Below are 24294 nucleotides of genomic sequence, written 5' to 3'. Positions count from 1 at the left end.
ACGTGTTCGAGTCGCCGATGTCGCTGGTGTTCGAGCAAGCGGAAAACCGCATGCACACCATCAAGTCCATCCTGGTCTCCACGCTGGGCGACTAATTGCCGCGTGAAACCACCCACGGGGCCAGGTCGGCGTAGACCTGCCGAATCCGGCCCCGGCTTTTTATCTCTAGAACCAGATGTGAAGGACAAGCACCATGCGTGTAGTAGTCGCTCTGGGCGGTAACGCCCTGCAACGCCGCGGTGAAGTGATGACCGCCGAGAATCAGCGCAGCAACGTCAAGATCGCCGCCAAGCAATTGGCCACCGTCGCTCGCAATCACCAACTGGTCGTAGCGCATGGCAACGGCCCGCAAGTGGGCCTGTTGGGCCTGCAAAACGATGCCTACGCCCGTCACGTCGACGGCAAGGTGACCCCGTATCCGCTGGATGTGCTGGGTGCGCAGACCGAAGGCATGATCGGCTACATGATCGAGCAAGAGCTGGGCAACGAACTGCCGTTCGAAGTGCCGATGGCCACCATCCTGTGCCAGACCGAAGTCGATGCCAACGATCCGGCTTTCAAGAACCCGACCAAGTTCGTCGGCCCGGTTTACACCAAGGAAGACGCCGAAAAGATGGCAGCCGAAAAGGGCTGGACCGTCAAGGCCGATGGCGAATACTACCGTCGCGTGGTACCGAGCCCGAAGCCTAAGCGTATTTTCGAAATGCGCCCGATCAAGTGGCTGATGGAAAAGGGCACCGTGGTGATCGCTGCCGGCGGCGGCGGTATTCCGACCATGTACGACAACAGCGGCAAGCGTCTGGGCGGCGTGGAAGCGGTGATCGACAAGGATCTGTCCTCGTCGTTGCTGGCTCGTGAAGTCGATGCCGATTACTTCGTCATCGCGACCGACGTCAAGAGCGTATTCGTTGGCTGGGGCACCCCGGACGCGAAGGCGATCAAGATGGCTCACCCGGACGAAATGGACAAGCTCGGCTTCGCCGCCGGCTCCATGGGCCCGAAGGTCGAGGCTGCTTGCGAATTCGCCCGCATGACCGGCAAGCGTGCCGTGATCGGCGCGCTGGAAGACATCGAACTGATCGTCGAAGGCAAGGCCGGCACCATCATTACCACCGAGACCCAAGGTATCGAGTGGTACTAATCGCCTGAAGGGAGCAACCGGCATCGCGCCGTCCTTGCTTCGCATGCAGATCGAAGCCCGCGACCGGGGAATCCGGTACGCGGGCTTTTTTGCGCTCTCGGCACCCGGCAACCTGCCGCCTCTGGCTATTGGGAACCCCTCAATCTTCGCGTAGGACGAGCGACAGCGAACGCTTGCAGAGGCCGGGCGGAATATTGTGCAAGTAGCCCAGCTCGATGGCTTTGTCGATCAGTTCGCTTTTGCTCAATACGGCGAATTTCTCCTTGAGCATGCACAGATGCCACTCGACAGTGCGGGTGGAGATGCCGAGTGCGCGGCCGATCAGCCGGGCGGATTTCCCGCGCAGCAGCAAGAACATAATCTCCTCTTGCCGCTGAGTCAGTTTGGGGCCATGGCCCGGGCTACCGATGATGTAGCTGGTACTGGTGGCGAGCGGGTCGATGCCGGCCTTGGCGCTATAGGCGATTTTGTTCAGCAGCACGCCGAGCGCCAGGAGTTCGCGGGTTTTGATCTCGTGCATCTGGCCGATGACGCCGACGATGTTTTGCGCCTGGTCGCGTAGCGGCATCTTATGGGCGAGGAACGAGTGCCAGGTGTTGTCGGCGTAGCGATGAATGTCCAGGACACGCAGTGTCTGTCCGCTGCGGATCACCTCACGGTCTTGCGCGCGAAACAGATGCGCGCTCTCCACCGCGCCGCAAGGCAGATCCAAGTCGGACATGCCGATGGCCTCTTCTTGATGGCGGAGACCAATCAGTTCCGCATCTCTTTGGTTGGCGTAAAGGTAGGTGGACTGCGAATCCTTGCAGACCACAAAACCGGGCAGGGTGTTGATCAGTTGCTTCAGTTGCGGGGTGATGGGCGATGCCATGGAGTGTCTCCTTGGAAGTACGGGATGCATAGACGTGCGCCGATTGGGCGGCATTCGACTTCGAAGGATGAAACGGCTGGAGGTTTGTCGGTCGAGTAGCGGGGCGCGGCGGGGTTCGTCCGAAATTCGTGTAGAAAAAATCCGTGGGCAGAACCCAGGTCGGTAGGCGCGGCCGTAGGGCGGCAATGCTGCGCGAGCGCTCCCTACGATCGCGCCGACTCGGTGCTTAGATCATTCCCCCGATTATTCCGCCAGTTTCCGGCCGTTGCTGGCGATCACGTCGCGATACCAATAAAAACTGTCTTTGCGAATACGCGCGAGATCCAGCGGATCGGTTTCCGTTCGGTTGACATACACGAAGCCGTAGCGCTTTTGATAGCCGTTGAGCCAGCTCAACAGGTCGGTAAACGACCAGGCGCAGTAGCCCATGAGTTTGGTGCCGTCGCTGATCGCCTGTTGGCAAGCCAGGAGATGGTGGCGCAGATAATCGATGCGGTAGCCATCGTGGACCTTGCCGTCATCGCTCAGTTGGTCGAATTCCCCCAGCCCGTTTTCGGTGATCAGCACCGGCAGGTTATAGCGGCTGGTGACGCGCCGCAGGGTGATGCGCAGGCCGTCGGGGTCGATGGCCCAATCCCAGTTGGAGGTCGGGAGGTGCGGATTGGCGGTGGTCTTGTATAAGCCGGGCACCCCGTTGACGGGGGTACTGCCTTTCTGGCCGCTGGTATTGAAGTCGGTCTCGCCCACGCCGTCGAGCGCGTTGTCTTCGAATACCTGCGAGTAGTAGTAGTTGATACCGAGAAAATCGGGCTTGGCTTCGGCGAGCAGTTCGGCGTCGCCGCCCTCGATGCGCGGCGCCTGGCCGTGTTCGACGAGCCAGGCCCAGGCGGAAGCCGGATAGCGGCCGGTGGCATAGACGTCGAGCCACCAATGATTGGTGAACTCTTCCGCGCTCTCGGCCGCGACGACGTCCTGCGGCCGGCTGCTGGCGGCGTAGGCCGGGCAATAGCAGAAGGTCGGGCCGATCTTGCCGCCCGGCACCAGTTGGCGAAATGCCCGGATGGCGCGCGCGTTGGCGAGAAAAGCATGATGGTTGGCCTGATAGAAGCGTTGGCGGTCGCGTACCGCCGGCGGGTGCTTGGCCAAGAGAAAGCTTCTCGTGGTGTCGATGTTCTGCTCGTTGAGCGTGATCCAGTAACGGACCTTGGCGCCGAAGCGCGTGAACAGCGCGCGGCAATAGTGTTCGAAATCGTCGACGATGCGGCGCGACTCCCAGGCGCCATACTCGTCCATCAGCGCTTGCGGCGCATCCCAGTGATACAGCGTCACCACCGGTTCGATGCCGTGGGCAAGCAGCGCGTCGATCAGCCGCTCATAGAAGGCCAGGCCGCCCTCGTTCGCTTCTCCGCGCCCTTGGGGAAAGATGCGCGGCCAACTGATCGAGAACCGGTAGGCCATGAGTCCCATCTCCGCCATCAGCGCGACGTCCTCCTGGTAGCGATGGTAGTGATCGACCGCCACGTCGCCGTTGCTGCCTTGATAGGTGCGTCCCGGTTGTTTGCTGAATACGTCCCACACCGACGGCCCCTTGCCGTCGGCATTCCAGCCGCCCTCGATCTGGTAGGCGGCCGAGGCGGCCCCCCATAGAAATCCTTCGGGGAAGGGCGCGAGTTGTCGATGATGCATGCTGTCGCTCCTGTGAGATAGTCGATGTTTTGCAGTATAGCGGGGGCCGTGGCGCATCGTGAATTTGGGAGAACCACGGATTTTTGACGGAAACTTGCTTTAAATAAAACTATTGTCATATTCCAATCTGGGTGCTTGCCAACTGCGGATACAGCCCCGATAATCGCCTTTCATGCAGGAGAGAGCCGGCCTGGCCGGCCGCCGAAGGCGCAAGCGCACCCGCAATCGCTCAGGCAAAAGGACTGCATTGTCAGAAAACTCTGGAGAGCGGTGCCGCAGCATCCACCGAAGGGGCTAACGGTCGAAAGACCGGAAAATCTCAGGTGTCAGGACAGAGGGGTGTTGAGTTGCTTATGTGATTTCACCCACTCGAGGATGCGCCATGACGGCACCGAAACGCACGCCCCTGTTTGAAGAGCATCTGGCCGCGCACGGCAAGATGGTCGATTTCGCCGGTTGGGAAATGCCCATTCACTACGGTTCGCAGCTCAAGGAACATGAGCTGGTTCGCGCCGACGCAGGTATGTTCGATGTTTCCCATATGACGGTGGTCGATATCACCGGCGCCGACGCCAAGACCTGGTTGCAAAAACTCATCGCCAACGACGTCGCCAAGCTCGGTTTCGAGGGCAAGGCGCTGTATTCCGGCATGCTCAACGCACAAGGCGGCGTGGTCGACGACTTGATCGTCTATCTCACATCCTACGGTTACCGCATGGTGATCAACGCCGGCACCACCGAAAAGGACCTGGCCTGGATGGAAAACCAGCGCGCCGGTTTCGATGTGACGCTCAAGGTGCGGCGCGATCTGGCCATGTTGGCGGTACAGGGCCCGAATGCCCTCGCCAAGTTCTGCGACGTCAAGCCCGAGGCGGCCGAGATCGTCAAATCCCTCAAGATTTTCCAAGGCGCATTCTGTGGCGAATGGTTCATTGCCCGCACCGGCTACACCGGCGAAGACGGCCTGGAGCTGATGCTGCCGGCCGGCGAAATCGCCGCGCTGTTCCGTGCGCTCATCGCCGGCGGCGTGGCGCCTTGCGGACTGGGCGCGCGCGACACGTTGCGTTTGGAAGCCGGCATGAATCTGTACGGGCACGATATGGACGAGACCGTGTTGCCGCTGGAAGCGGGCATGGGCTGGACCATCGCCTGGGAACCCGAAACCCGGGATTTCAACGGCCGCAAGGCGTTGGAAGCCGCCAAGGCCTCGGGCCTGAAGATGAAACAGGTCGGCCTGGTGCTGGAGGGCCGCGGCGTACTGCGCGACGGTTTGCGCGTGGTGGTGCCGGGCGTCGGCGAAGGCGTGATCACCAGCGGCAGCTTCTCGCCCACCCTCAAACATTCGGTCGCCATTGCCCGCGTGCCGGTCGGCACCGCCGCCACGGCCGAAGTCGATCTGCGCGGCACGCTGACCCCGGTGCGCGTGGTCAAAATGCCGTTCGTGCGCAACGGCAAGAAAGTTTTCGAGTAAACCCACGGCGTTGGGGAGGGGGCATCCCCATCCCCGCCGGATCATTTGCAACACATTCGAACACAGGGAGTTTGTAATGAGCAATATTCCGTCCGACCTGAAATACGTTGCCAGCCACGAATGGCTGCGTCTGTCCGCCGATGGCGTGGTGACCGTGGGCATTACCCACCACGCGCAGGAACTCCTGGGCGACATCGTATTCGTCGAACTGCCGCAAACCGGCGCGGCGCTTGCCGCCGAAGACCAGGCCGGTGTGGTCGAGTCGGTCAAGGCCGCCTCCGACGTGTATAGCCCGATCGCAGGCGAGGTGGTCGAAGTCAACGCCACACTGGAAGCCGAGCCGCAACTGGCCAATACCGATCCGTATGGCCAGGGCTGGTTCTTCAAGATCCGCCCGAGCAATCCGGCGGATTACGACGCCCTGATGGACGCCGCCGCCTATGCCGCCGAAATCGGCGCGTAATTGAAAAAGCCTCGCACGGTCGTGCGGGGCTTTTTTTTCTGTCGTTTACTTCCGGATTGATGATCATGACGCTCTCTAAGCTGTTCCATCGCGATGAATTCGTCGCCCGCCACATCGGGCCCTCCGACGCTGACCGCCAAACCATGCTGGCGACGGTCGGCGCGCAATCGCTCGACGATCTGATCGACCAGACCGTGCCGTCCGCCATTCGTTTCCGTGCGCGCTTGCCGCTGCCGGACGCCCGTCCGGAGGCCGAGGCATTGGCGGTGCTCAAGCAGTTGGCCCGGCAGAATGTCGTCAAGCAGTCGTACATCGGCCTGGGTTATCACCCCACGCTGACCCCCGCGGTCATCCTGCGCAACGTGCTGGAGAACCCCGGCTGGTATACCGCTTATACCCCGTATCAAGCCGAGATCGCCCAGGGCCGTCTGGAAGCGCTGTTGAGCTTCCAGCAGATGGTGGTCGATTTGACCGGCCTGGAACTGGCCAACGCCTCGCTATTGGATGAGGCCACCGCCGCGGCGGAAGCCATGGCCATGGCGCGCCGGGTGTCGAAGAGCAAGTCCGAGCGGTTCTTTGTCGACAGCCGCGTGCTGCCGCAGACGCTGGACGTGCTGAAAACCCGCGCCAAGTATTTCGGTTTCGAACTATGCCTTGGCCATCCGGAAGAGGTGGGGCAGGGCGACTATTTCGGTGCGCTGTTCCAATACCCGGGCGAGGCCGGCGATGTGTTCGACCTGTCCGCGCCGATTGCCGCTGCACACGCACGCGGTGCGGTGACCATTGTCGCCGCCGACATCATGGCGCTGGTGGTGATGAAGTCGCCGGGCGAATTGGGCGCCGACATCGCGCTAGGCTCGACCCAGCGCTTCGGTGTGCCGATGGGCTTCGGCGGCCCGCACGCCGCTTACTTCGCCTTCAAGGACGATATGAAACGCGCCGCGCCGGGCCGTATCATCGGCGTGTCGATCGACGCCAAGGGCAAGACCGCGCTGCGCATGGCGCTGCAAACCCGCGAGCAGCATATTCGCCGCGAGAAGGCCAACTCGAATATCTGTACTTCGCAGGTGCTGCTGGCCAATATCGCCGGCATGTATGCCGTCTACCACGGCCCCGAGGGCTTGCGCCGCATCGCCACCCGTATCCACCGCCTGGCGGCGGTGTTCGCCGCGGCCGTGCGTAACGCCGGCGGCACGTTGGTGTTCGACCGTTTCTACGATACGGTGCAAGTGGATTTGGGCGGCCGCGCCCTTGAAGTGATCGGCGCCGCCTGTGCCGCCGGCTACAACCTGCGCGATGCCGGCAACGGCGTCGTCGGCGTGAGCTTCCATGAAGCCACCTCGGAAGCCGATCTGCAGGCGCTGATCCGCGCGTTCACCGGCAAAGAGGCCGATCTGGCCGCGCTCGATGCCGCCACCGCCGATGCGATGCCCGCGGCGCTCAAACGCGAATCGCCGCTGTTGACCCATCCGGTATTCAACCGCTATCACACCGAACACGAGATGTTGCGTTACCTGAAGCGGCTGGAAAACCGCGATCTGGCGCTGAATCATTCGATGATTTCGCTCGGCTCCTGCACCATGAAGCTCAACGCGGTCAGCGAGATGCTGCCGATCACTTGGCCCGAGTTCGCCGACATCCACCCGTTCGCACCGCGCGACCAGGTGGGCGGTTACCTGCAAATGATCGACGGCCTGGCCGAGCAACTGAAGGCGATTACCGGTTTCGACGCCATCTGCATGCAGCCGAACTCCGGTGCGCAAGGCGAGTACGCCGGCTTGTTGGCGATCAGCCGCTACCATGAAGCGCGCGGCGAGGGCCATCGCGACGTTTGCCTGATCCCGCGCTCCGCGCACGGTACCAACCCGGCTTCGGCGCAGATGATGAATATGAAGGTGGTGGTGGTCGATTGCGACGACTCCGGCAACGTCGATGTGAGCGACCTCAAGGCCAAGGCCGAGGCACACGCCGCAAACCTTGCCGCACTGATGATCACCTATCCGTCGACGCACGGCGTATTCGAAGCATCGATTGCCGAAATCTGCCAGATCGTCCATGCGCACGGCGGCCAGGTCTATATGGATGGCGCCAACTTGAACGCCCAGGTCGGCTTGATGCGTCCGGCGGATATCGGCGCCGACGTCAGCCACATGAACTTGCACAAGACCTTCTGCATTCCGCATGGCGGCGGCGGGCCGGGCATGGGCCCGATCGGCCTTAAGGCGCATCTGGCGCCCTTCATGGCCAATCACGCTGTGACCCCGATCGCGGGGGCGTCGGCTGGACAGAGCGCCGTCGCGGCGGCGCCGTTCGGTTCGGCCTCGATCCTGCCGATTTCGTGGATGTACATCACCATGATGGGCGCGGAGGGGATGAAGCAGGCCACGCAGCATGCGCTGCTCAATGCCAACTACATCGCGACCCGACTGGCGGGCCATTATCCGGTGCTGTATACCGGTGCCAATGGCCGGGTGGCGCACGAGTGCATCATCGATCTGCGCCCGCTCAAGGCCGCCTCCGGCGTCACCGAGGTGGATATTGCCAAGCGTCTGATGGATTACGGCTTCCATGCGCCGACCATGAGCTTCCCGGTGCCGGGCACGCTGATGATCGAACCGACCGAGTCGGAATCCAAAGCCGAACTCGACCGCTTTATCGCCGCCATGCTGGCGATCCGCGCCGAGGTCGACAAGGTGCAGAACGGCGTATGGCCGGCCGACGACAATCCGTTGAAGAACGCGCCGCACAGCAAGTCGGATATCGCCGGCGATTGGGCGCATCCGTATAGCCGCGAGGAGGCGTTGTTCCCGCTGCCTTACGTGTTCGACAACAAGTTCTGGCCAAGCGTGAACCGCATCGACGACGTTTACGGCGATCGCAATCTGGTGTGCAGCTGCCCGCCGATGGACGAGTATCTCTGATCCTCGCCGGCACTTCACCGTGTCACGCCCGCGCGCTTTTGCCCGCGGGCGTTTTTCTTGTCGCCATTGACGCCTGCTGCACGGCGGCATCAGAATGTCCGCACAACTGTGACTCGGGGTGCCGCCTTTTAGGCGGCTGAGACATACCCGTACCACCTGATCTGGATCATGCCAGCGTAGGGAAGTCACGACGCCAGTCATGCCTTCCCGCTGCCGTCGTCCTTGCCCCGCGCAAGGAGACGCAATGAATCGACCGACAGCCCTTTCCGGCCGGCAAGCCGCCGCCGATCTCGAACGCCTGCGCGCCGCACAACCGCTGGTGCACTGCCTGACCAATAACGTCGTGTCCGCCTTTACCGCCAATGTGCTGTTGGCCCTGGGGGCGGCGCCCGCCATGGTGGTGGCGCCCGAGGAGGCCGCGCCGTTCGCCGCCATCGCCGGCGCTTTGCTGGTGAATGTCGGTACCCTGACCGTCGAACAGGCCAGTGCCATGCGCGCGGCGGTGGCCTCGGCCCGGCAAGCGGGCACGCCTTGGACGCTCGATCCGGTCGCGGTCGGTGTGTTGGCCTGGCGCACCGCTTTTTGCCACGAATTGCTGGTACAGCGACCGCGCGCAATCCGCGGCAATGCTTCGGAAATCATGGCGCTGGCCGGGGTGGCCGCCGGAGGGCGCGGCGTGGATAGCCTGGTCGGCAGCGAACAGGCGCTCGATGCGGCCATGCAGCTGGCTGAGCGTTGCGGGGCCGTGGTGGCGGTGACCGGGGCCACCGATTTCATTACCGATGGCCACCAGGTGCTGGCGGTCGATGGCGGCGATGCCCGGCTGCAGCAGGTCACCGGCACCGGGTGTTCGTTGTCGGCGATGGTGGCGGCGTTCACTGCGTGCCATCCCGACCCTCTACAAGCCGTGGCGTCTGCCTGTGCGTTGATGAAGCTCGCCGGCGAGACGGCGGCGCGCGAAAGTCGAGGACCGGGTAGCTTCGCCGTGGCCTTGCTGGATGCGCTGGCCCAACTGGACGGCGCCGCGCTGACCGCCAGGTGGCCATAATGCCGGTCGATCTATCGCTCTACCTGGTGCTTGACCCCGCGTTGTGCGGCGGGCTGGACGGCATGCTGCGCGTCGCGGCGGCGGCCGTGCGGGGCGGGGCGGGCGTGGTGCAACTGCGCGCGCCGGGCTGGAAGAAGCGCCAGTGGCTGGAAGCGGCACAGGCACTGTTGCCAGTGTGTCGGGCCGGCGGCGCCAAGTTGGTGGTCAACGATCATCTGGACGTGGCGCTGCTCGCCGCTGCGGACGGGGTCCATCTTGGTCAGCAAGATCTGCCAGTGGCCGCTGCGCGCCGTTTGTTGGGGGCGGATGCGTTGATCGGCCTGTCGGTCAGCCGGCCGGATCAGCTAGCGGCCGTTGTACCCGGGGTCGTCGATTATCTTGGCGTGGGCCCGGTCTATGCGACGGCGACCAAGCCGGATGCCGATCCGCCCTGCGGGGTGGATGGCCTGGCCGCCATCGCGCGCGCGACCACGTTGCCGGTGGTGGCCATCGGCGGCATTCATGCCGGCAACGCGGCACTTTTACGCACGGCCGGGGCGGCCGGGGTGGCGGTGGTGAGTGCGATCTGTGCCAGCCCCGATCCCGCCCGTGCGACGCGCGCGCTCGCCGCCGCTTGGATCAGCCCGCCTTGGACAGCGCCTGTTTGATGTCGTCCAGAATGTCGTCGATGTGCTCGATGCCGATCGACAGTCTGATAAGCTCGGGCCGCACACCGGCCTTGAGCTGCTCTTCCGGCGATAGCTGACGGTGCGTGGTGGTGGCCGGGTGGCAGGCCAGCGATTTGGCGTCGCCGATGTTGACCAGTCGGGTAATCAATTGCAACGCGTCGATGAAACGGCCGCCAGCCTCGACGCCGCCACGGATACCGAAGGACAGGATGCCCGAGGCGCGACCGCCCAGGTACTTATCGATCAGCGGGCGCGATGGATGGTTGGCAAGCCCGGCGTATTCGACCCATTCCACCTGAGGGTGATCTTGCAGGAACTGCGCGGCTTTCAGCGTGTTTTCGCTGATGCGATCCATACGCAAAGGCAGGGTTTCCAGACCTTGCAAGATCAGGAAGGCATTGAACGGCGACAGCGCCGCACCGGTGTTGCGCAGCGGTACCACGCGTGCGCGCCCGATGTATGCGGCCGGGCCGAGCGCTTCGGTGTATACCACGCCGTGATAGGACGGATCAGGGGTGTTCAGGCGCGGAAAGCGATCCTGGTGTTCGGCCCAGGGGAATTTGCCCGAGTCGACAATTGCGCCGCCGATGCTGTTGCCGTGGCCGCCGATATATTTGGTGAGCGAGTGAACCACGATGTCGGCGCCGTGTTCGATCGGGCGGCATAGATAGGGGCTCGGCACGGTGTTGTCGACGATCAGCGGCACGCCATGCGCGTGGGCGTGGCGGGCGAAGGCGGCGAAATCGACGACATTGCCCAGCGGGTTGCCGATGCTTTCGACGAATACGGCCTTGGTGCGCGCATCGATCAATTGCTCAATGGCGGCCGGATCGCGGTGGTCGACGAAGCGTACCTCGATGCCGAATTGCGGAAAGGTGTGGGCGAATAGATTGTAGGTGCCGCCGTACAATGTGCTGGTGGCGATAATGTTATCGCCGGCCTCGGCGATGGTCTGGATCGCGTAGGTAATGGCCGACATGCCCGATGCCAGTGCCAGTGCGCCGATGCCGCCTTCCAACGCGGCCAGCCGCTTTTCCAACACATCGGTGGTCGGATTCATGATGCGGGTATAGATGTTGCCCTGTACCTTGAGGTCGAATAGGTCGGCGCCATGCTGGGTGCTGTCGAAGGCGTAGGACGTGGTCTGGTATAGCGGTACCGCAACCGCGCGAGTTGTGGGGTCCGGCGAGTAGCCCGCATGCAGCGCCAGGGTTTCCAGTTTCATCTCTCTATCCCTTGGTAATGACATTGTTGTATGAGATTACACTACCTGATCGCGATAGAAAGGGAAATATCGGTTGGTTTGGAGAGTTATCGCTTTTGGCTATAAAGCAGGCTGACGGCATGGTTGCTTCAACAATCTGTCAATTCGGCACAATGCACCCGTCACATTGTTTGATTATTCTTATATAAGAGCGAAATGGAACTTGACTTACCGTTCGATGTCGAATTAGTTTATTCGTTTAATCAACAATCGTTATACGCCTACTCATGGACGATAATAAAAAGGTGAAATATGAAAATCAGCCAATTGCAACCCGGTCATAAAATTCTCGAGCACCGCGATAGCGGCGAGGTCATCCACTACGAAGTGGTCAGCGTCGCCCAAGTGGGCAAGATGATCGAAGTGACGTTCCGCACGGTTTCCGGCTTGGCTTCCGCCCTGTATCCGGCCAACGCATTCATTTCGGCGGCCGCCGCTTAAGCGGCCGCTTGTTCGGAGGCCGACGCGCCGACCGGATACCCATTCCCCCTCACTACCTTGCCTCCGCCGACTTGCGTCCCGGGGGCGATTTTCCATCCGGCTGCGCAAAAAAAGATGGCCGCATAGGCGGCCATGTTCAATGAGGGTTACTACGGTGCAGAGAGATAACAAGAGACGCCAAGCTACCTGGCAAGCCCGGGGAGCCTGGGGTCACAAGTCCGACTATACCGGGGAGCTGTTGCTGAAATATGTAATCGATGTAAACGACTGGTAAAAAATACTTTGTTTTTCTGGACGGGGGCGTTTGTTGGTGTTAGTATGGCTTTCTTCTGACGCGGGGTGGAGCAGTCTGGTAGCTCGTCGGGCTCATAACCCGAAGGTCGTAGGTTCAAATCCTGCCCCCGCAACCAAGAATTCCGAAGGGCTGTCGCAATGCGACAGCCCTTTTTGTCGTTCTCGCTCGCCATCGCTATAGCAGGATGACCCCTGGCCGTTCGAGCGGGAAACCGTTCATGTCCTTCCCAACCGTGTCATTAAGAACTCGACGGCTGCCCGCACTTTCGGTGTCTGATAGCGCGTCTGCGGGTATAGCAAGTTGATCGTCGCCTCGACCGACTGACGGCCACCCGCCGGTCGCGGGCCGTCGCGGCTCCCTGTACGAAAAAGTTACGTCCAAAGTCGTTGTCGATGGCCGTCTGGTGATTGGGCAGAACGCCCAACGGCCTATGCCGCAAAAACTGCTCGAACTGCTTGATCCGAGTGCGCAGATCCTGCTCCGGTATTCCTTCGAAGTCTGCTCGATTTGATCATCCACACTATCGGGGCATAGTGCCCATCGAGGTTGACATTGGATAGGTCAAGATGGCCAGATTGCGCTGGTTGTATATCATATGTTTGTATAGAATGTCGTTCCGTCAACTTGTCCATGTGGTGTCAGTCAAGCCACGCCAGGCAGATTCAGGTTTTTTTGTGGCTCAGCACTCCGTTAAGATTCAGAATTATCGTCCCGATATCGATGGATTGCGGGCCTTCGCTGTTCTCTCGGTCGTTTTATTCCACGTTTTTCCTAGTTCTTTACCGGGCGGGTTTGTCGGTGTTGACATTTTCTTTGTGATCTCGGGATTTTTGATCTCCGGCATTATGTATAAGGGGATGGATGCAGGCACATTCCGCTTCTCGACGTTCTATGCACACAGAATAAAACGAATCTTCCCTGTGCTGGTCGTTATGATGTTGGCCTGTTACGTGTTCGGGTGGTTTGCCTTGTTACCTGATGAGTTCCAGACTCTCGGGCGTGAAATGCTTGGGGGGGCGGGTTTTTACGCCAATCTGCTGCTATGGCAGGACACCGGGTATTTTGACAGTGTTGCTCATACCAAACCTTTACTGCACCTTTGGTCTTTGGGCGTCGAGGAGCAATTCTATTTTACTTGGCCACTGATCCTGTTTGCCTTCTATCGGTTTCGTCGAGCCGTTGTGGGTGTGATCATCTTGCTGGTATTTGCTTCTTTTGCCACGAACCTGCATTTGATGACCATAGACTCCGCCGGCAGTTTCTTCTCTCCGCTGAGCCGGTTCTGGGAATTGTTGGCCGGCGCCATGCTTGCGTTGTGGTTGCGGCGATCTCCCGATCTGTATTTAGGGCATTCCCAGCGGGCGCATGATGCGCTGTCACTTGCCGGCTTATCGATTTTGCTCGCGGCGGTGATGTTGTTGAATGAGCACGATATTGCTTTCCCTGGCTGGTGGGCTCTGCTGCCTGTTCTGGGGGCTTGTCTGCTGATTTATGCGGGCTCTGGTGCACTGGTTAATCGAACGTTGTTGTCTAGTCCCGTGGTGGTCTGGATTGGGCTCATCAGCTATCCGCTGTATCTTTGGCATTGGCCGTTACTGTCTTTTTCCCGAATAGTGTTGGAGCATGACTTGTCAGGGGGATGGCGCATCCTGATGGTAATGCTGAGCATTCTATTGGCTTGGCTAAGTTGGCGTTGGATAGAGCGGCCAATCCGCTTTGGGATACCTGGCCCTGGCAAAGTTGTGGCGCTCTGCCTGCTAATGGTGATTGTTGCTTGGCTGGGGCGTGATGCCGAGGTGCGTCATGGATTACCCTTTCGGATTAATTTACCGGCGAGCGCACTGGATGACGGGGTGGATTCTTTTCCTGTCTGCAATCCGGCCATCGGCCACGGTCCATCTGCACCGGAGTTTTGCCGGCGATCTCCTCTGCAACGACCTTCCGATAGTGTCGTGTTCGGAGATAGTCATGCCCGTAGTCTTTTTCCCGGGCTGGCAAATCAGGATCATGTTCATTCTTGGTTACTGCTCGCCCATCCCAAATGTCCTCCGACTTTGGGCGTGGCGATAGGAACCCCAAAAGAGGGGCAGGACTGCTCGGCTCGAAGAGAGCGGATACTAACGTATATTAAAGATTCGCCAGCTATCCGGACGGTAGTGCTGGCTTTCTTTGCGGATTACATTTTTGATGACGACTTTGCTCAGCAGCGGATCATCGACCATTGGGCTGAGTCAGTTCAGATGAGCAGCCCTGATTACCCTGGCGCCTCCAAACCGGAGTTGTTCTATCACGGGTTGGAAAATACTGTGAAGTATTTAACCAACGCGAATAAGAAAGTTATCGTCGTGATGGATGTGCCGGAGTTGCCCTTTCTTATTAATGATTGCATCAAGCGACCCTTATTCAATATGGCTCGTTCCTGTGAACTAAAGCGTTCAACCATAGTATGGCGACAGGGTAAGATGCGTTCATTGTTACAGAGATTGGCAGTCAATAACCCTAAAGTGCGGGTGTTTGATCCTCTGGATGTGTTCTGTGACCGAACTCAGTGCCATATTATGCAGAATGATCGGGTGATATATCGTGACTCCGATCACCTGAATTTTTTCGGGAGCAGTATGTTGGCACCTGCTTTCCTCTCTTGGATGCGAACTCCTGCATCGACATATAAATTAAGATGAATTGAAACGCCGGCATCGAAATCGAGAAGAGTGCAGCGATTGAAGGCTGATGTAAAAATCAAGGCTGTGCGGTGGTCTCCCTGTGACCATCTCCAAAACGGCGGTGAACCTTCTCGCCATATGTACAGCGGATTGGCCTGTTCGCTGTCGATGCTCGGAAAAACAAAGCTGCCATAGTCATCCATGGTGGTTCTGCGGTAAGTCCAGGCATCGCCTCCGATGCGTGAGAGCTTTGGTTTACCGTGCCGACGCGGGCTTCGATGGCGTCAGCGCGATGACCGCTGGTTCTTTGAACCAGGGCGCTTCGCCGATGACGAGATAGCCAGGCGTGATGCCATGATCCAGAACCAGCTGCAGGGGAGTGGGCGCATGCGGCACGTCGAACACTTGCACACTTAGTACGCTTTGGCCTGGAGACAGGCGCTCGGTAAGCGGTATGGCTTTGATCCCGATGTTCTGAAAGCGCAGTTGGTCCGCGGCAACCTCATCGTAATTGCGTGTGCCGTCCCAAAGCCTCGCTCGTAGTCCCCCCTCGCTTTGCGTTCGGCCGCGGGAATGGCTGCTCACGCGGATGGCGACGACCGCGAAGCTGCCGTTTGCGGTGATTGGACGATCCGGCGGACCTAGCTGATGCGTAAGACGGAAGTCGACCGCGGCGAAGCACATTTCGTCGAAGCAAAGATCATCGTTCATCCCAAGGATCTTCTGGGGAGTGAACGCCGATACCGCTGCGACCGTTGCCAGATACGCGAGCCAAGTTGCCGCGGTCGCGGCTATCGTCTGGTAAGCGCGTTTCCAGCGCCGCAGAATCAGCATGGCGGCGGTCGCAACAACCGCAAATGTTGTCGCCAGCAGCAACAGTAGGAGCAGGAGTTCGAATAGCATTGCTCTAATCCGGCCATTTCCCGAACAGGATAGCGTCGGTCGAGAAGGCGCCTGCGGTGGCCGCGGCTTTTGCCGCCGGTAACACGTTACCGATGGCTGCGTCGTAGGGAAACCGGAAAGCGGCAACGAGCATGTTTGCATCTACGCCGCTGACGAGCTTCCCGTAGTATTGTTGAGCGTTCGGGCACGCGCCGGCATTTTGGGCCGAAACCACCTGGTAAAAACCCGCGGACTTCGCATAACAGGCGTAGTAATCCGCGGCCATCTCGATCGATTGCCGATGGCGCCCGCGATAACCGTAGGCATCGAAGCCGGCGATCCGCATCATCTCGGCCGTGTCAAACAGGCGCTCCAAAGTGAACATGGGGTACCCGATTCCCTGGATCGGCGTGTGGTTGCGTCCTCGGTCGAAGATTTCTCCCGGGGCAACCGTCGGGGTGGTGAAATCGGCCTGGTTTTTCAAGCTGGTCAGGCTGTCCGGGTAGGCGTTCTTTGTGCATTGCTGCCAGGGCGTATCGTCTTCGCCGTAGATCAAATAAGGGAAGAGATCGACCCACGGCAGCAAGACCGGTATCGCACGATCGCCGCCCTGCAGCGCCGCATCGAATCGCCTGCCGTCGTCGATCACGCGCGCGCTCGCCAAGAGACTGACCATGGCATTGGCCGCGACATTGCCGTAGCGCACGCAGTTCGGAAATGGCCAGTATTCGAGCGGCAGTCCGCCGAACCATTGATTGTGGGCCTGCCTGAGCAACTCATACAGGGCACTGTGGAGCGCATTGAGCTCACGCTCCTCCTTGCTGCTCAACACGTTGAGCGATTGCAGCAGATCCTGTGCTTGCACGGAATAAAGGACGCCCCTGCCGAGACTCAGCTCGCCGGTGTCGCGCACGGCGTTGCTGGATGCCGACTTGCCGGTCATCTCCCCACTGACTTTCGCACATTGCATCGACAGCAACGGCACGATGTTGCCCTGCGCATCCCTGGGAAAGCCGTGCTCGGCCCAAGCCAGCATGATCCGTTTGGCCAGGGCGGCCGCGCTGTCGCCACTGGGTGCGTCGGGCGGCACCTGGGCGCCTCTCTTCACTAGCGTCGCATAGAGCGCGAGCCGCGACGCCACCACGGCGGCGCCGGTAGGATATTTGGCGGTCGAGCCAACCTTCAACGCTGCGCGCATCTTGGCTTCCAGACCATCCTGCGGTTCGTAGGAAAAGGCGTATTGATAGATGCTGCCATCGCATCCTGCATAGGTGATGCCCCAATCGACGCCTGATGCAAGATCTTGTTTGATCTTGGCGGCGAGCGCCTTGAAGCGCTGCGCCGAGTAGCTGTTGGGGCGGTTGATCCGCAGAACGAGGTCGTTCAGCTCCGCCGCTGTCGTGAATACGCGCGGGCGCTCGGCAAGGTTGCGATATGCCCCTGCCAGCGTCGGATGCGGTGGATATTGCAGCTGCGGCATGGGAATCTCGGCGAGGGCTTGATTCGAGCCGGCGATCGAATCGTTGGCCACGCCAGCCACCGCCCGAATGCCATGCACATCGAGCTTGCTGTCGGGGCCATAGCCATAGGGCAGCATGACCATGAAGCGATGTTTACCCTTGCCGTGATCTTGGCAGGCCGTGGCGATCATGGGTTCATTTTGTAAATTCGCCCATTGGTAGGCGACCAGCGAGTGCTTCGATCCGTCGAACACATGGATCATGATGGTGTCGGTTTGCCCCTGCTGGCATGCCCAGCCCGACAGGAAGAAATGATCGCCGTCTTTGCCGATGCCATCGATATGGCCGAGGATGTGTCCCGCTTGCTGCGCGAACGCGCCGCAACACATTGCCATCAAGAGGAGCGAGCCGGTGGCCAATGTTCTGAGCTGATACGGTAGATGGCGTGAAACGCAGGGCATGAGGTTTCTCCAATCGCGCCACAATCCAGTTGTGCGTATGCAATATGCCTACATATGTAGACAGGCATGGAAAGAGATGCAAGAAACCCGGCTCGGCGTCTCCCGATCGAGGGATATGCCCTTGTTGGCTGTGCAAAACAAAACCGCCTGTCACGTAGGTGACAGGCGGTTTGTCGAGCGAGTCCAATCAGCCGTGTGGGACGGCTTTTTTGACAATGAAGCGCTCGCTTTTCTCGATATGATTCAAGAACACCAGCAGCCGTTCGAATAGCGGGTTGGCCTGTTCGCCGTATTGCGCCGCCAGAACCTCGCCGATGTCTTGGACCGATCGTTTGCCGTCGATGCTCAGAAAGACAAAGCTTGCGTAGTCATCCATCGTGGTCCTGCGGTAAGCCGGGATTCTGAGTTTCAGTTTCCGGGCGAACCGCTGGATCCAGTGGTCCTGCTTGCGCAGGATCGTCACGATGCGGCGGTCATCGACTTCATAATCCAGCTTGGCGTTTACCTCATAAACCGTGTCGAGCGGATTATCGTGTTCCATGGCCGCCTCCCTACTTACGACGCGTCTTGCTGATGATGAGCCGCCTTGGCGGTCATCAGCGGGATCAGCGTCAGTACCGACAGGATGACCAGCAGCACGATGGCCATTTCATTGCTGGCGGCGAAGCCGACCAGATCCTTCAGGTTGATGATGCCGGAAACCTGCAGGATGATGCCGAGCAGACCGATGATCGAACCGCCGGCAACCAGACCGGAGGACAAGCTCACGCCATGGGCGACCTTGGCTTCCTTCTCGGTTTCGTTCTTAGCGGTCTTCTCGACGATGATGCGCAGCAGCGCGCCGACCAGGATGATCGAAGTGGTGGCGATCGGCAGGTAGAAACCGATGGCCACGGTCATGATCGGCAGTTCCAGGAAGAACAGCACCAGAGCCATGAACACACCGACGAAGATCATCACCCACGGCAGTTTGCCGGACATGATGCCCGAGGTCAGCGTCGCCATCAGGTTGGCTTGCGGCAGACCGAACTGCGCATCGGCGCCGGTGTTGGCCAGTTGCTTGGACAGAATCATGATGGTGCCGACGACGACGATCACGCCGATGATGCTGGCCAGCACGTAGTAGCGCTGCATTTCGTTCTTGCTGCCGCCGATGATGTAAGTCACCTTCTGGGTCTGCATGTAGCCGCCGGCGATGGAGACGGCGACGACGATCAGGCTACCGAACAGCAGCAGCGACTTGTTTTCGGCCAGACCGTGCCAACCCATGATCACGAAAGCCATGGTGACCAGAACCAGCGAGGCGATGGTCATGCCGGATACCGGCAGGTTGGAGGTGCCGATGGTGCCGGTCAGACGGCCGGAAACGATCACGAACAGCACCATCAGGATCAGCGACATCACCGTGCCGATGATGGCCATCATGACGTTGCCGCCGGAGCCGACCAGGCCTGCGACGAAGGACACGACCGCGCCCACGAGCAGGATCTTCAGGTATTGCGTGTCCTTGCCGTTGGTGCCGCCGGTCTTGGCACCCAGGGTTTCCTTGATGGAACCCACGATGACCGGGATCAGCTTGATGGCGCCGATGATACCGCCGCACAGCATCATGCCGGCGCCGATGTACTTCACGTAGGAACCGGCGATCACGCCCACCGGCATACTGTGAATGGCGACGTGCGCCTTGTTCCATACCATCAGGCTAGGATCGGCCATGCTGGAGAAGTAGCCGATCAGCGGGATGATGGCGAAGTTCGACATGATCGAGCCGGCGAACATGGTCAGCGAGATTTTCAGACCCACGATGAAGCCGATACCCAAGAGCATCGGGTTCACTTCCATTTCGAAGCGATACTTGTAGGTTTGGGTGCCGATATAGCTGATGACGTTGTTGACCCAGCCGAATACCGCGCCGGTCACCATGGTGACCAGACCGCCGATGCCGAAGCCGATCCCCATGTACTTGAGCGATTCGCCGCCCGAGTCGGAAGCCACCAGGGTTTCCGAAATGGCCATCGATTCCGGGTACATCAGGTTGCCATGCTCTTCCACGATCAGGTAGTTGTGGACGATCGAGGCGACGCCGATACCGAACATGACACCGCCGACGCCGGCCAACAGGCCTTCGAGGAAGGTGAAGTTGGAACCGATCAGCAGAATCGACGGGATGACGAAGATCAGGCCGCTGGCGACAGATTCACCGGCGCTGGACATACCCTGGAGTAGGTTTTTGCCCAGAATGCCGTTTTTCTTCGAGAAGATGTTGACGAGGCCGGTACCCAGGATGGCGCCCGGAATCCCGGCCGCGACGGTCAGGCCGGCCTTCATCCCCGAGTAGGCGGTCGATGCGGCGAAAACTGCGGCAAGGATCAGACCGATGATGAAGACGATCGCCCCACCACCGAGAGTGGAAGTGCCGGTGATATACGGGATGTAATCCTTCCCGGCTATTCCACCGTATGCACCTTTCGGCAGCTCTTTTTTCATTTATGACTCCATATTATCCGGACATTGCTGTCCGCCAGATGACCAACACGAGCGGTTCAGAGGGCAGCGCGGCTTGATGCGCGCTTGACCCTGTCAGATGGACGTATTGCTTCCCTGTGCCAGAGCGCGGCCAGGCCGCCAAGGAGAAGTGCAAGCGAAGTTTTCGCATCTCCCCCCTCGAACACAGGTGCGATCCTAGCGCGCATTTTCTGATTCCAACAGCCCACCAATGCCAAGTGGCAGGTGATCACAGTTGGGATTGACTCGGCTGGTATCGTTGGTTGTGGTGCGTATCAGGTAGGCTAAGTCGGCTTTAAATATAGATTGGATATGACGTTTGAATTTGCATTGTGCCGGCTAGCTGGGCTCATGAAATCGTTGTATGTATGTATGCCAAATTTGCATTGCGCAAATGCAAGGAGGGGGTTTGCGGGAGGTGAGTACTGTCTGACAGAAATATGGTTTATAAGTAATTGATTTTATTCTGTTTGATCGGGTTTTTGCCAATAACTTCTGTGGCATAAACATATGTTATTTGCTTTAGATCTGGCAATTTAATCTGTCCAAAATCCCATTTACCGGTTTTTTATGCTTTGCGCTGCGAGGGTGGCTTGGTTGTTGCGCTGCAAAAGCGGTGTTGCACGCGTGCGGGACGCTACGGAGCGAGGGTCGTGCGCGTAGAGGGCGGTCAAAACTTGTACTCCAATGGTATTTTTATTTTTAATAAAAAACTGCTTTATCATATAAAAATGATGTCGCATTTATATAAAAAAATGTCTCTTTTTTCTAGATTATTTTTTGATTATGTGGCATCCACGCCGCGTTTATTTCACGGTGAAAAATCGCTTACGGGGAAGGGCGGGCAAGTGCGAGACCGGATCGTCGATATTTGGTAGCGCAAAGACAATGGATCTCGCGACGGTACGGGCGTGACGATCGACCGTGGAACGACTTGCCCGACGAGGATAGGGCTTAGCGATGCGCGCGGCGGAAGACCCAGTTGTCGCTGTCGGATGCCGCCGAGTCGAAGGCGTAGCCCTCGCTATCGAAAGCTTTCAGTGCCTGCGGGTCGGTCACGGCATGTTCGACGGCCCAGCGCACCATTAACCCGCGCGCGCGTTTGGCGTGGAAACTGATCACCTTGTACTGATCGCCTTTCAGATCCTGGAATATCGGCGTGACAATGCGGGCCTTCAGTTTGGCTGGTTTGATCGATTTGAAATATTCGTTCGACGCCAAGTTGACCAGGACGGGCTCCGGGTCGTGCGCCAGCGCGAGATTGAGCCGCTCGGTGATCAGCTCGCCCCAAAATGCATACAGATTCTTGCCGCGCGGATTGCCGAGCGAGATACCCATTTCCAGTCGATAGGCCTGCATCAGATCCAGGGGGCGCAGGCAGCCGTACAGGCCGGACAAGATGCGCAGATGGCCTTGCAGCCAGTCGAGTTGGCGGTCGTCGAGCGTGGCGGCATCGAGTCCCTCGTACACATCACCCATGAAGGCGAGCACAGCCTGCTTGGCATTGCCGGGGGTGAACGGCGGGTGCCAATCATGGTAGCGGCCGACGTTGAGCACGGCCAGCGCATCGCTGATCGCCATCAGCGCGGCGATATCGGCGGGCGAGCAGGTGCGCAGCACCTTGATCAGCTCTGCGCTATGCGCCAGCAGATCCGGTTGGGTATGGCGGTCGGTGTGAGCCGGCGTATCGAAATCCAGAGTCTTGGCCGGGGAGATCACCATCAACATGTGCGGTTCCTTCATTGGATTGACTGGCAAATTGTCTGGCATTCTATAAGCTGTTTGGTTTCGAAAAAAGGGAAAATGATGCGAGCATTGCTGCAACGGGTGTCCAGCGCCGCCGTGACGGTCGAAGGCGCGGAGACCGGGCGGATCGGTCAGGGGATCCTGGTGTTGCTGGGCGTTGAGGCCGCGGACGAGGAGGCGGACATCGAGTGGTTGTGCCGCAAGATCAGCCAATTACGCATTTTCAACGACCAGCAGGGGGTGATGAATCGCTCGGTGCTGGATATCGAGGGCGAGGTGCTGGCAGTCAGTCAATTTACCTTGCATGCCAGCATGAAAAAGGGCAATCGCCCCTCCTATTCGCGCGCGGCGGCGCCCGATATTTCCCGTCCGCTGTTCGACCGCTTCGTCGCACGCATGGCGGAAACGTTGAATCGGGCTGTGCCGACAGGCATCTTTGGCGCCGACATGGCGGTCGCCTTGGTCAACGACGGACCGGTAACGCTCTGGCTCGACAGCAAAAATCCCGAATAGGGTAAGTGTGTTGCTTCGTGAACGCACGCTACGAAGTGGTAGCGTGCATTCGCCGAAGGCAATGCGCGGATGTTACCAGTCAGCTGCCGCTGGCATCGCTGACCTGCTGCGTCGCACGCGGCTTGAGCAGCAGCGTTTGGCCGATGCGCACGTTGTTGCCGATCAGGCCGTTGAGCTGTTTGAGTTCCGCCACCGACAAGCTATAGCGGCGAGCGATGTTATAGAGCGTATCGCCTGCCACGACAGTGTGCTGGGTCGCCGATGCTTGGGCCATCTGAGGAACGGGGTCGGCCATGGCGACCTTGATCGCCACCGGCGCGGCCGGTTTGGCTGCCGCGTCGTTGCTGGCCAACTGGATCGGTTCGACCGCCAGCGCGGCGATCGGGTCTACGGTCGCGGGCGGCGTCGGCGCCGCGGTATTGCCGGCTACCTGAATGGCCGGCGCCGCGGTATTGCTGGCTACCTGAATGGCCGGCGTCGCGGGGGCGGGCGCCTTGACGGCAGCGGCGCTCTCGACCGAGGCCGGCGTGCCGTTCGTCTGATCCGCCAGTGCAACCTGGGTATCGGCCACTGTGAGCGGTTTGATGTCGTCGACGCCATTCTTCATGGCGACCAGGATCGGTCGGCCGGCGGGCAGCGTGCCGCCGCTCAAATGATTGACCGTGAGCAGCTGTGCGCTCGACATACCGGTCCGGCCCGCGACATTGGCTACCGACTCGTCGCCGCTCGGGGTGTAGACCTGCCAGGTCAAGAGCGGCTTGGTCCAAGTCGCCAGGTTGGCCTGGAAGCGATCCACCGATTTCGTCGGCAGCAACATCTGGCGGCCCGCCTTATAGGCGTAGACCGGCAGATTGAAGCCCGGATTGAGCTCCATGAATTCACCGACGGAAATGCCGGCCAGTCGGGCGGCCAGCGCGATGTCCATGTGTCGGCCAGGCGTCACTGCAACGAAGTAGGGTTTGTTGGGGAATTTATCCAGGCGGACGCCGAAGCTGTCCGGATCGGCCAGTAGATTGCGAATGGCCAGCAGCTTGGGTACATAGCTGCGGGTTTCCGCCGGCATGCGCACGTTTTCGTAAGTGGCCGGCAGTCCGGCCGCCTGAGTGCGGGCGATCGAACGCGCCACGTTGCCTTCGCCCCAGTTATAGGCGGCGAGCGCCAGGCTCCAGTCGCCGAACTGGGTGTACAGGGTCTGCAGATAGTCGAGCGCTGCGGTGGTCGCGGCGGTGACGTCGCGGCGGCCGTCATACCACCACGTCTGTTCCAAACCGTATTGGCGGCCGGTCGTCGGCATGAACTGCCACAGGCCGGCGGCACCCACCGGCGAGGTGGCGGTGGGGATGAATGCGCTTTCCACCATTGGCAGCAGTGCGATTTCCGTCGGCATGCCGCGGCGTTCGACTTCGCTCAGGATGTAGAACAGGTATTTGTTGCCGCGGTTGAGCGTGCGTCTGAAAGCATCGGGGTGGCTGGCGTAATAACGGGTCTGGCGCTGAACCAGTTCGTCGTTGACGCTCGACATCTGAAAGCCTTGACGCAGGCGTTCCCAGACGTTGTCGCCGTTGCGCAGCTGGCTGGCGTTTTGCAGCATCATGTCCAGCCCGGCGGCTAGTCCCTGATTGGCACTGGCGGCGAACGACAGGATGCCGTCGGCGGCCTTTGCCGCCCCGGATGCGGCAAAGAGCATAGACAATGCAAGTGCCAATGGTTTGAATCTTTTCATTTGGCGGGCCCAGAATTCTGATTTTCGGCCGATGCTAACTACCGCAATTGGGTGTGTCAACCTGAAAAACAC

General features: G+C 59.8%; 20 protein-coding genes, 1 tRNA gene and 3 riboswitches. Of the genes, 12 read left to right on the top strand and 9 right to left on the bottom strand.

Annotated elements, in window-relative coordinates; all coding sequences use genetic code 11:
• Positions 1-2 precede the first annotated feature (2 nt).
• Together DFP86_RS12555 and arcC are read left to right on the top strand one after the other, a co-directional pair.
• Positions 3-95, top strand: coding sequence for a hypothetical protein (locus tag DFP86_RS12555; protein WP_481848688.1), 93 nt, complete (start codon positions 3-5; stop codon positions 93-95).
• A 98-nt stretch (positions 96-193) separates the two neighbouring features.
• The gene (arcC, locus tag DFP86_RS12550; RefSeq protein ID WP_133681710.1) at positions 194-1141 is read left to right on the top strand and encodes a carbamate kinase; all 948 of its coding nucleotides are present in this window, start codon (positions 194-196) and stop codon (positions 1139-1141) included.
• A 139-nt stretch (positions 1142-1280) separates the two neighbouring features.
• Here arcC and DFP86_RS12545 read toward each other — a convergent pair whose 3' ends face one another.
• Both DFP86_RS12545 and DFP86_RS12540 read right to left on the bottom strand, forming a co-directional pair.
• Positions 1281-2012, bottom strand: coding sequence for a helix-turn-helix transcriptional regulator (locus DFP86_RS12545; protein ID WP_166642258.1), 732 nt, complete (start codon positions 2010-2012; stop codon positions 1281-1283).
• A gap of 243 nt (positions 2013-2255) precedes the next feature.
• Positions 2256-3698 (bottom strand): glycoside hydrolase family 1 protein, encoded by a 1443-nt coding sequence (locus DFP86_RS12540; protein ID WP_133681706.1) that lies wholly within the window; start codon positions 3696-3698, stop codon positions 2256-2258.
• A 165-nt stretch (positions 3699-3863) separates the two neighbouring features.
• Positions 3864-3953, top strand: a riboswitch (glycine riboswitch).
• 3 nt (positions 3954-3956) lie between these two features.
• A riboswitch (glycine riboswitch) is annotated at positions 3957-4035 on the top strand.
• 45 nt (positions 4036-4080) lie between these two features.
• Between DFP86_RS12540 and gcvT the strand changes: the two genes are divergently transcribed.
• The 5 genes from gcvT (at position 4081) to thiE (ending at position 10248) form a co-directional block, all read left to right on the top strand.
• On the top strand, positions 4081-5169 hold the full coding sequence (gcvT, locus tag DFP86_RS12535) for a glycine cleavage system aminomethyltransferase GcvT (RefSeq protein WP_133681704.1): 1089 nt from the start codon (positions 4081-4083) through the stop codon (positions 5167-5169).
• A gap of 76 nt (positions 5170-5245) precedes the next feature.
• Positions 5246-5632, top strand: coding sequence for a glycine cleavage system protein GcvH (gene gcvH, locus DFP86_RS12530; protein ID WP_133681703.1), 387 nt, complete (start codon positions 5246-5248; stop codon positions 5630-5632).
• Between the two features lie 65 nt (positions 5633-5697).
• On the top strand, positions 5698-8553 hold the full coding sequence (gene gcvP / locus DFP86_RS12525; protein ID WP_133681701.1) for an aminomethyl-transferring glycine dehydrogenase: 2856 nt from the start codon (positions 5698-5700) through the stop codon (positions 8551-8553).
• A 104-nt stretch (positions 8554-8657) separates the two neighbouring features.
• A riboswitch (TPP riboswitch) is annotated at positions 8658-8753 on the top strand.
• A gap of 44 nt (positions 8754-8797) precedes the next feature.
• Positions 8798-9601: a hydroxyethylthiazole kinase gene (gene thiM / locus DFP86_RS12520; protein WP_133681699.1), complete on the top strand. Its 804-nt coding sequence runs from the start codon at positions 8798-8800 to the stop codon at positions 9599-9601.
• Complete coding sequence (gene thiE, locus DFP86_RS12515; protein ID WP_208108321.1) at positions 9601-10248, top strand: thiamine phosphate synthase; 648 nt, start codon at positions 9601-9603, stop codon at positions 10246-10248. Before thiM ends, thiE begins: the two co-directional genes overlap by 1 nt.
• Here thiE and DFP86_RS12510 read toward each other — a convergent pair.
• Positions 10220-11494, bottom strand: coding sequence for an O-acetylhomoserine aminocarboxypropyltransferase/cysteine synthase family protein (locus DFP86_RS12510; RefSeq protein WP_133681695.1), 1275 nt, complete (start codon positions 11492-11494; stop codon positions 10220-10222). The genes thiE and DFP86_RS12510 overlap by 29 nt on opposite strands.
• Positions 11495-11785: 291 nt before the next feature.
• On the opposite strand from DFP86_RS12510, the gene DFP86_RS12505 reads away from it, so the two are divergent.
• The 3 genes from DFP86_RS12505 to DFP86_RS12490 all read left to right on the top strand — a co-directional run bounded on the left by DFP86_RS12505 (position 11786) and on the right by DFP86_RS12490 (position 14950).
• Positions 11786-11974 carry a hypothetical protein gene (locus DFP86_RS12505; protein WP_133681693.1) on the top strand — a complete coding sequence of 63 codons (189 nt, stop codon included), beginning with the start codon at positions 11786-11788 and terminating at the stop codon, positions 11972-11974.
• A gap of 333 nt (positions 11975-12307) precedes the next feature.
• Positions 12308-12384, top strand: a tRNA-Met gene (locus DFP86_RS12500).
• Positions 12385-12835: 451 nt separating this feature from the next.
• Positions 12836-14950, top strand: coding sequence for an acyltransferase family protein (locus tag DFP86_RS12490; protein ID WP_133681691.1), 2115 nt, complete (start codon positions 12836-12838; stop codon positions 14948-14950).
• A gap of 237 nt (positions 14951-15187) precedes the next feature.
• On the opposite strand, the gene DFP86_RS12485 is transcribed toward DFP86_RS12490, so the two are convergent.
• The 4 genes from DFP86_RS12485 to DFP86_RS12470 all read right to left on the bottom strand — a co-directional run bounded on the left by DFP86_RS12485 (position 15188) and on the right by DFP86_RS12470 (position 20222).
• Complete coding sequence (locus DFP86_RS12485; protein ID WP_133681689.1) at positions 15188-15835, bottom strand: hypothetical protein; 648 nt, start codon at positions 15833-15835, stop codon at positions 15188-15190.
• Positions 15836-15839: 4 nt separating this feature from the next.
• On the bottom strand, positions 15840-17735 hold the full coding sequence (locus DFP86_RS12480; protein ID WP_133681687.1) for a hypothetical protein: 1896 nt from the start codon (positions 17733-17735) through the stop codon (positions 15840-15842).
• Positions 17736-17922: 187 nt separating this feature from the next.
• Entirely contained in the window at positions 17923-18276 is a 354-nt protein-coding gene (locus tag DFP86_RS12475; protein ID WP_133681685.1) for a PqqD family protein, read from the bottom strand.
• A gap of 14 nt (positions 18277-18290) precedes the next feature.
• Positions 18291-20222: an OPT family oligopeptide transporter gene (locus DFP86_RS12470; protein WP_133681683.1), complete on the bottom strand. Its 1932-nt coding sequence runs from the start codon at positions 20220-20222 to the stop codon at positions 18291-18293.
• A 611-nt stretch (positions 20223-20833) separates the two neighbouring features.
• Between DFP86_RS12470 and DFP86_RS12465 the strand changes: the two genes are divergently transcribed.
• Positions 20834-21118 carry a hypothetical protein gene (locus DFP86_RS12465; RefSeq protein ID WP_133681681.1) on the top strand — a complete coding sequence of 95 codons (285 nt, stop codon included), beginning with the start codon at positions 20834-20836 and terminating at the stop codon, positions 21116-21118.
• Between the two features lie 76 nt (positions 21119-21194).
• Here DFP86_RS12465 and yaaA read toward each other — a convergent pair whose 3' ends face one another.
• Positions 21195-21968 carry a peroxide stress protein YaaA gene (yaaA, locus tag DFP86_RS12460; protein ID WP_133681679.1) on the bottom strand — a complete coding sequence of 258 codons (774 nt, stop codon included), beginning with the start codon at positions 21966-21968 and terminating at the stop codon, positions 21195-21197.
• Between the two features lie 75 nt (positions 21969-22043).
• On the opposite strand from yaaA, the gene dtd reads away from it, so the two are divergent.
• A complete protein-coding gene (gene dtd / locus DFP86_RS12455; protein ID WP_424991631.1) occupies positions 22044-22499 on the top strand; it encodes a D-aminoacyl-tRNA deacylase in 456 nt (151 codons plus the stop codon).
• 79 nt (positions 22500-22578) lie between these two features.
• Here dtd and DFP86_RS12450 read toward each other — a convergent pair whose 3' ends face one another.
• The gene (locus DFP86_RS12450) at positions 22579-24186 is read right to left on the bottom strand and encodes a lytic transglycosylase (RefSeq protein ID WP_243729386.1); all 1608 of its coding nucleotides are present in this window, start codon (positions 24184-24186) and stop codon (positions 22579-22581) included.
• Positions 24187-24294 lie beyond the last annotated feature (108 nt).

The organism is Paludibacterium purpuratum, assembly GCF_004363805.1.
Taxonomy (GTDB): Bacteria; Pseudomonadota; Gammaproteobacteria; order Burkholderiales; family Chromobacteriaceae; genus Paludibacterium; species Paludibacterium purpuratum.
The sequence above is the reverse complement of the archived record's forward strand: the minus strand, read 5'-3'. Positions and strand labels throughout refer to the sequence as shown.